General features: G+C 41.2%; 10 protein-coding genes. 2 read left to right on the forward strand and 8 right to left on the reverse strand.

The window, feature by feature from the left end:
* On the forward strand, window positions 1-280 hold a 280-nt coding region (locus RIG27_RS08910), incomplete at its 5' end, for an element excision factor XisI family protein (RefSeq protein ID WP_446344350.1).
* A 130-nt stretch (window positions 281-410) separates the two neighbouring features.
* On the opposite strand, the gene RIG27_RS08915 is transcribed toward RIG27_RS08910, so the two are convergent.
* The 8 genes from RIG27_RS08915 to RIG27_RS08950 all read right to left on the reverse strand — a co-directional run bounded on the left by RIG27_RS08915 (window position 411) and on the right by RIG27_RS08950 (window position 5,299).
* Window positions 411-974: a Uma2 family endonuclease gene (locus tag RIG27_RS08915; RefSeq protein WP_446344352.1), complete on the reverse strand. Its 564-nt coding sequence runs from the start codon at window positions 972-974 to the stop codon at window positions 411-413.
* A 189-nt stretch (window positions 975-1,163) separates the two neighbouring features.
* Complete coding sequence (locus RIG27_RS08920) at window positions 1,164-1,934, reverse strand: HIRAN domain-containing protein (protein WP_446344354.1); 771 nt, start codon at window positions 1,932-1,934, stop codon at window positions 1,164-1,166.
* The gene (locus tag RIG27_RS08925) at window positions 1,931-2,851 is read right to left on the reverse strand and encodes a HipA-like protein (protein ID WP_446344356.1); all 921 of its coding nucleotides are present in this window, start codon (window positions 2,849-2,851) and stop codon (window positions 1,931-1,933) included. The genes RIG27_RS08920 and RIG27_RS08925 overlap by 4 nt, the downstream gene beginning before the upstream one ends.
* On the reverse strand, window positions 2,848-3,093 hold the full coding sequence (locus RIG27_RS08930; RefSeq protein WP_446344358.1) for a DUF4926 domain-containing protein: 246 nt from the start codon (window positions 3,091-3,093) through the stop codon (window positions 2,848-2,850). The genes RIG27_RS08925 and RIG27_RS08930 overlap by 4 nt, the downstream gene beginning before the upstream one ends.
* 45 nt (window positions 3,094-3,138) lie before the next feature.
* The gene (locus RIG27_RS08935) at window positions 3,139-3,384 is read right to left on the reverse strand and encodes a hypothetical protein (RefSeq protein ID WP_446339432.1); all 246 of its coding nucleotides are present in this window, start codon (window positions 3,382-3,384) and stop codon (window positions 3,139-3,141) included.
* 83 nt (window positions 3,385-3,467) lie between these two features.
* A complete protein-coding gene (locus tag RIG27_RS08940; RefSeq protein WP_446344360.1) occupies window positions 3,468-3,623 on the reverse strand; it encodes a hypothetical protein in 156 nt (51 codons plus the stop codon).
* 27 nt (window positions 3,624-3,650) lie between these two features.
* Window positions 3,651-4,379, reverse strand: a complete 729-nt coding sequence (locus tag RIG27_RS08945) for a hypothetical protein (RefSeq protein WP_446344362.1) — start codon at window positions 4,377-4,379, stop codon at window positions 3,651-3,653.
* 2 nt (window positions 4,380-4,381) lie between these two features.
* Complete coding sequence (locus RIG27_RS08950) at window positions 4,382-5,299, reverse strand: hypothetical protein (protein ID WP_446344364.1); 918 nt, start codon at window positions 5,297-5,299, stop codon at window positions 4,382-4,384.
* Between the two features lie 164 nt (window positions 5,300-5,463).
* Here RIG27_RS08950 and RIG27_RS08955 point away from each other — a divergent pair, with 164 nt between their 5' ends.
* Window positions 5,464-5,595 carry a hypothetical protein gene (locus RIG27_RS08955; protein ID WP_446344366.1) on the forward strand — a complete coding sequence of 44 codons (132 nt, stop codon included), beginning with the start codon at window positions 5,464-5,466 and terminating at the stop codon, window positions 5,593-5,595.
* The last annotated feature ends 207 nt before the right edge of the window (window positions 5,596-5,802 follow it).

A 5,802-nucleotide genomic window follows, 5' to 3' on the forward strand; every position in this document is an offset into this window, starting at 1 on the left:
CTATAAACCGATAAACGTACAGATTGAAGTACAAACAATTTTTGATACTGAACGCAACCATTACCAAGTGGTGAGTGTGGGTTGGCACAACGAGAGACGAATCCACAGTTGCTCAATGCATATCGATATTAAGCCGGATGGTAAGGTATGGATACAGCTTAATAATACTGAGGCACATTTAGCCGATGAGTTAATGGAATTGGGCGTAAATCGGGAGGATATCGTATTAGGATTTCATAGTCCTTATATGCGACAATTTACCGATTTTGCCGTTGGTTAATTGTGCAACCAAACTGCACCACCGCCAAAACCCACACCTGCGACTACGCCAACATCACAACAGGTTCACCCAGCAACACATACCGCAACTGACACCGCCCCAACTCCACAATAAAACACTCATAAAAATGCTATTTTTTCATTTTTAACCAACCAAAGACTTGCTCAACGGTTAACGTTAATGGAATTCCTTCTAACCCAATTAACGCATCATAATTATTCCGTAACTCCGGTTGTTGTTGAGGCTGAAAGACTAAAATTGAACGGTCATCTGGGTCAAGTAGCCATCCCAATTGACACCCATATTGGAGCGCGTGCAGAATATTACCTGTAACCTGATTAGAACTTTGGTTGGGTGAGAGAATTTCAATCATCCAATCTGGCGGGATGACCACATCATCAAGGGGTTCGCCCTGTTCATCAAACTGAATATGTTCCCACCGCAGAACCGCTATATCGGCAACAATTGACCGTCCGCCAAAGGTACAACGCAGTTCAGGAAAAGCATAAGCAAGTTGTTCGGCTTCGCTAACATTATTAATCGACTGAATCAACTTACTCTGAAGTCGAGAATGGCGAGTTTTTGGCATTGGCTTCTGCACAATTTTGCCGTCAATATATTCCCTGGCGGGTTTGGTTTCGGGTTGTTGGAGAAATTCGGCTAGAGTAAGGGTTAGGGATGGTGTTTGTACCATTTAGAGTTATCTCCAATAGGTGACAAGAATAAAATGATGATGCTGTTTAATTAACCATGGGATCAGACCTCTTATTTGGAGGGGCTTTCAGACTCCCATTTCCGTGCAACAAAAGCGAAGCATCCTTATAACAATATATTAATCTTAATTGAGTATCAGGCAAAATGATTAACCTATCTAACAGTTTAGCTAGGAACAAGGATGCGATCGCGCAAATTCTGCCATCAAGGGTTGATAGTGACGACTGGAGAAGGGACGATAATCCTTGCTCGCATCAACGCTCATTTTACACAATAACCGAAACTGTAAGGGTGTCGGCGCTTTATTGACACGTTCTACCTGTACCTCCAGGTTTAAGTTTTGTTGAAGTAAATCAAACATTTCTGCCAGCAAATATCGCGGACAATAGCCGACAATATAGTGGTCTTCTGTGGTTAAAATTAAAGCTTGAGCATCGTAAGGATTTTGAAATTCGTGAGCTAACCCTAATTTTTGACCCGATTCAAACTGATTAATCCGCTCAATTGCACAGCTTGGCAAATGTCGCAGCCCATGGGAGAAAAAGTATAAATGATACTGTCCTTGTGCGTCAATTTCTGGACAAGGAAAAACAGCAAGTGTATCCGTTTCTCTTTCCCCACCACTGCGGGCTAAAATTGTCATGGGGTCATGTTCATCCTTGGGAATATTTAACCATTCCATAAAACTAGAATAATCTGGACGCGATCGCGACATTAACCGATTCGCAAAGACGGGGAATAATTGAGTTGATGTATAAACTTCATCTAAGTACGGAAACGAAGATAATGGCTGAAAAGCACATTTGGCTTCCGCCTCTGTTACCCCTTGAGTATAAACAAATTGATAGAGTCTTCCATCAAAGGTTAACCGACCAATCGGGAACCAATAGCGACTCATCGGATCTTGCCAAGCTAAAAATAGTGTTTTTGGTGTCTTCAAGGTCGTGTTTTCCTCAAGGTAAGTAGCCGATGTTTATTGATATCCAGAATCTCCTGAGCAAAGTGGCTGGCTTCGGGAGAAATGCGCGATCGGTTAATGCGATTAAAGATGGCTAAAGTATTAGCCTTTTGGATCGTTTCCAGCCGCGCCAACCACACAGAAGCCGCTTGGGGATAGCGATGAGCCACGAGTGAGAACACATCAAAGGTTTTAAGCGTTTTTCTATCATCAACACTGCCATAAAACGCCGAAAAACATTTATTGGCATAAGCCTGAACTGAGCGTTTCTGCCTTTGCTCGTCAGAGAGATCGCGTCCTAAACTGGAAGCATGGTCATAGGTTGGTGCTAGGTGTTCAGTTTCAGCGGACGCTGATGCTATTTTCATGCGAACAATTCCCCAATTTTCATGGTGACGATCGCCATTACCAATCCATGCATCTAGCAGCAGATAACCAACAAACACATCTACTGCTGTTTGGATACCAGAGGGCGGTGTCCAATCAATCGGTAAATGGACAGATTCCCCGGCAATCACCCTTAATACTCTATCTATTGTATGTTGTGATATACCATACGTCCCAAACGCCGGATAGTTCGGCACAATTGAGGAAAGCAGTTCGTTACCATGAACCAGCGTCCCCGATTTCGGTAAAAAGTTAGGTGAAACGACACCGCGATCGCCTTTCCAGGTAGAAGCCAATTCGTAAACCGCATGGGGAAGTCCCAATAGTTTGCATAATTCTGAGGCGACTTTTTCTGCCCAATCTTCCCCCAGGTTGGGTCTGCTTTGTTTATAAAGACAACGACCCAGTTTTTCGTGGTAGAACCAAAACTTATATTTACTCCCTAACGCTTCATTCGAGGAGGCTTCATACGCTTCTTGCGTGACCAGTAAGATTGGGAATTCATCGGTCATAAATCAGACATACAGTCTCTAACTGTTGGTCGGTCTGCATGAGTTGGTGAACGGACAGAACTTGCAGGTAGAGTCATAACGGCTACGGTATTGCCTAACCTATCAAAAAATTCAACACTATAACCCGTTTCTAATTCAGCAACGTTATGTTTTTCGACAACTGTACCGATATCACCGGCATAAAGTCCAGCTTCAGGACTATCGCCAAGCAAGATAACGTCTGAATAAAGTTCGTAATCCATGGTATCCTCTATTCATGGCTCTAGTCGCCGTTCAAATAGCAATCGTTATAACCCCAATTCTTCTCGCAATGATTGCAGTGAAATGGTTGCTTTTTCCTGAGATAGTTCTCTTAAAAATGCCATAAATTCAGTATTATGTTTCAGTAGTTCCACTTCCACCGCAAACTCATCGACGGGGGCGAGGGCAAACAGTGCGCCGTCGGGCTTGCGTAAAACGACTGCTTCCCCTTGTGCCAGTGTCATCACCTCATCTAGCGTAAGTTGACCACTTTCGACGTTGATAATTTTCATATCTGAACCTCTTTACCACCAATGTAAAGTGTATTGGTTCAAAAGATGTGAAAACTGTTAGGAGTTCTTGTTCGTGTTCCCAATCATACCTCATTATTTAACTCCATAATAGTTCCTAAGCGAAGATACTCAGCAAATCTATCATATTGCCAATTCATGTCTCCCTTCTTTACCCGTCTAGCCCAGTCTTTTAATTCTTGTGACGTTTTTTCAGTTTGGATAATTTCCTCTATTTTCACAGTTTTATGTAACAGTAAATCTGCTAATTACTGCTGGATTTCTTGTCTCCCTTCACTATATCGTCTTTCCCAAATAGGAGCATTTAACAGGTAAGTTTGCTTTAGGTTTTCTATTTTCTCTTTGAGCTTTTTCCCATTAACTATGTACGGATCAACTCTAATTTTGTCTAAATGCCTAAAGGAAATCTTCTCATTTTCAACAGTAAAGCTCACTTCAGGTGAAGTTGCTTGAGGATCATCGAAATCCTTTTTCAATTGTTTTGAAAATTTTATGTTTGCTTTAGCGAATTCATTGGGGGCTTCGTCAATTGGGTGCTGAAATATTCTATCTATCTCATCAGCAGAGCTTAGAGATTCAGCTTCTCGGTTAAAATCCCTACCACCAGCGGATCTCAAGCAAATTGCAACATCACTAGCTTCATAGAAAGCTTCGGGTTTAAAAATCAGCAGAATTGGTCCGTAGGGATTTGGAATAGGTGCAGTGTTTTCTTTTCTTCTTGCTTTGGCAAATGAAAAACCAAAGTCAGATAGATTGCCAAAAACCTTTCTCCAAACATCATTACTTTTATCGTGTTCATCCGTTTTAAAAGTGGTGTAAGGAAAACCCCTTAATTCCATTAAATTCCGAGATGGCACGCCACCAATTTCCAGATAAGTCTTGAAATCTTTATACTGACATGCATGATAAAAGTTTACTCCTCTTGTTTTAAATAAGCTAACAACTGGTTCAATTTTATTGTTCGGAATTACAGCCATGGCTAAAACAGGGATAATTGTATCGGTTCTTTTGAGTATCTACCAAAATTCAATTTTAATATTTTTTGTTGTAGTTTTTCAGTTTCCTTTTCTAAAAGACGTATTACTATTGGTCGCATTTTTTCCCAAACAATTCTGGCTTCTTCTAAAGAAAGCCCTAGTTTGTTCATTCGCCATAACATTTCCTTGTGCCACCAAGGTGAATTTTCAATTGCATTACATTCCGCACTTTCAAAGTAGAAAGCAAGCCATAATGCTTTATTAGAGTTAACTCCAATTTGTTTTGCCGCTTCTCTAATAGCGATTTTACCTTGCGGCGTATGTTTATCTATCCCAATCCAGAAGGGAAATTCACCTTTTGTACTTATTGGAGCGGGATGAATATTTGGTATTTCAGTTGATATAGCAAGATAAGCTGCTGCTTGAGCAAATGCCCTGTCCCAAGGCCACCCAGCTTTTCTAAAACCTTTATCTGCCTTCTCTACAAGCAATTTCTGAGTTTCACTACCTTCTTGGTTTCTAACCCACTCCCAAAACTCCTTTGGTTCTTTTATGGCTTTATTAACTATTTTGATAGCTTGATCTTCCTGATCCTCATAAAATACCGATGTATCCCCTCGTGACAAAGCATAGGCGAGAGAACCAAGACCTGCTGCATTTTTATTTTTGACAGTCTGAGCTATTTTTAAGTAATGGTTAGTGACTATTTTTTCATCTTTTTCGTATGAAATATGCAAACCGTAAACCCAGCATTCTTCAAATGTAACTACGGCAAGTCTTTTTCTCAACCAGTCAAAATCATTGTTTTGGATGATATAGTTGATGGTAAGTTTAGTTACCTCTAAATTACCTCTACGAACGGCTTTTTGAAGTAGAGATCTACTAATTTGATCAGTGTCTGGACTGGCTCGTCGTATCATAATTACACACTTATTGTTTTTTTAGGGAAGATGTAGGCAAAAAATTATAACAGTTTAGTTTATTAGTGAGAAAACAAAAGGTTTACTCCTCTTGTTATAATTATGCCACTTATAATGTCTGTTGGCGTGTACATGGTGGCTGTAGGGGCGACCCGCCTGCATCAATGAACAATGGTGTCCATTCAATTGACTCGGGTCGCCCTGCGATCAAATCCTTGGGAAATGGTGCGTTACGCTTCGCTGTGATCAAAGCCTTGGGAAATGGTGCGTTACGCTTCGCTGTGATCAAAGCCTAGCGAAATGGTGCGTTACGCTTCGCTGTGATCAAAGACTTGGGAAATGGTGCGTTACGCTTCTCTGTGATCAAAGCCTTGGTAAATGGTTCGTTACGCTACGCTGTGATCAAAGCCTTGTGAAATGGAGCGTAACTCATCGCTGTCATCAAAGCCTAGGGAAAAGGTGCGTTACCCTTCTCTCACATCAAACCCTAGGGAAATTGAGAG

It is taken from the genome of Coleofasciculus sp. F4-SAH-05, from assembly GCF_040222985.1.
GTDB classification, from domain to species: domain Bacteria; phylum Cyanobacteriota; class Cyanobacteriia; order Cyanobacteriales; family Coleofasciculaceae; genus Coleofasciculus; species Coleofasciculus chthonoplastes.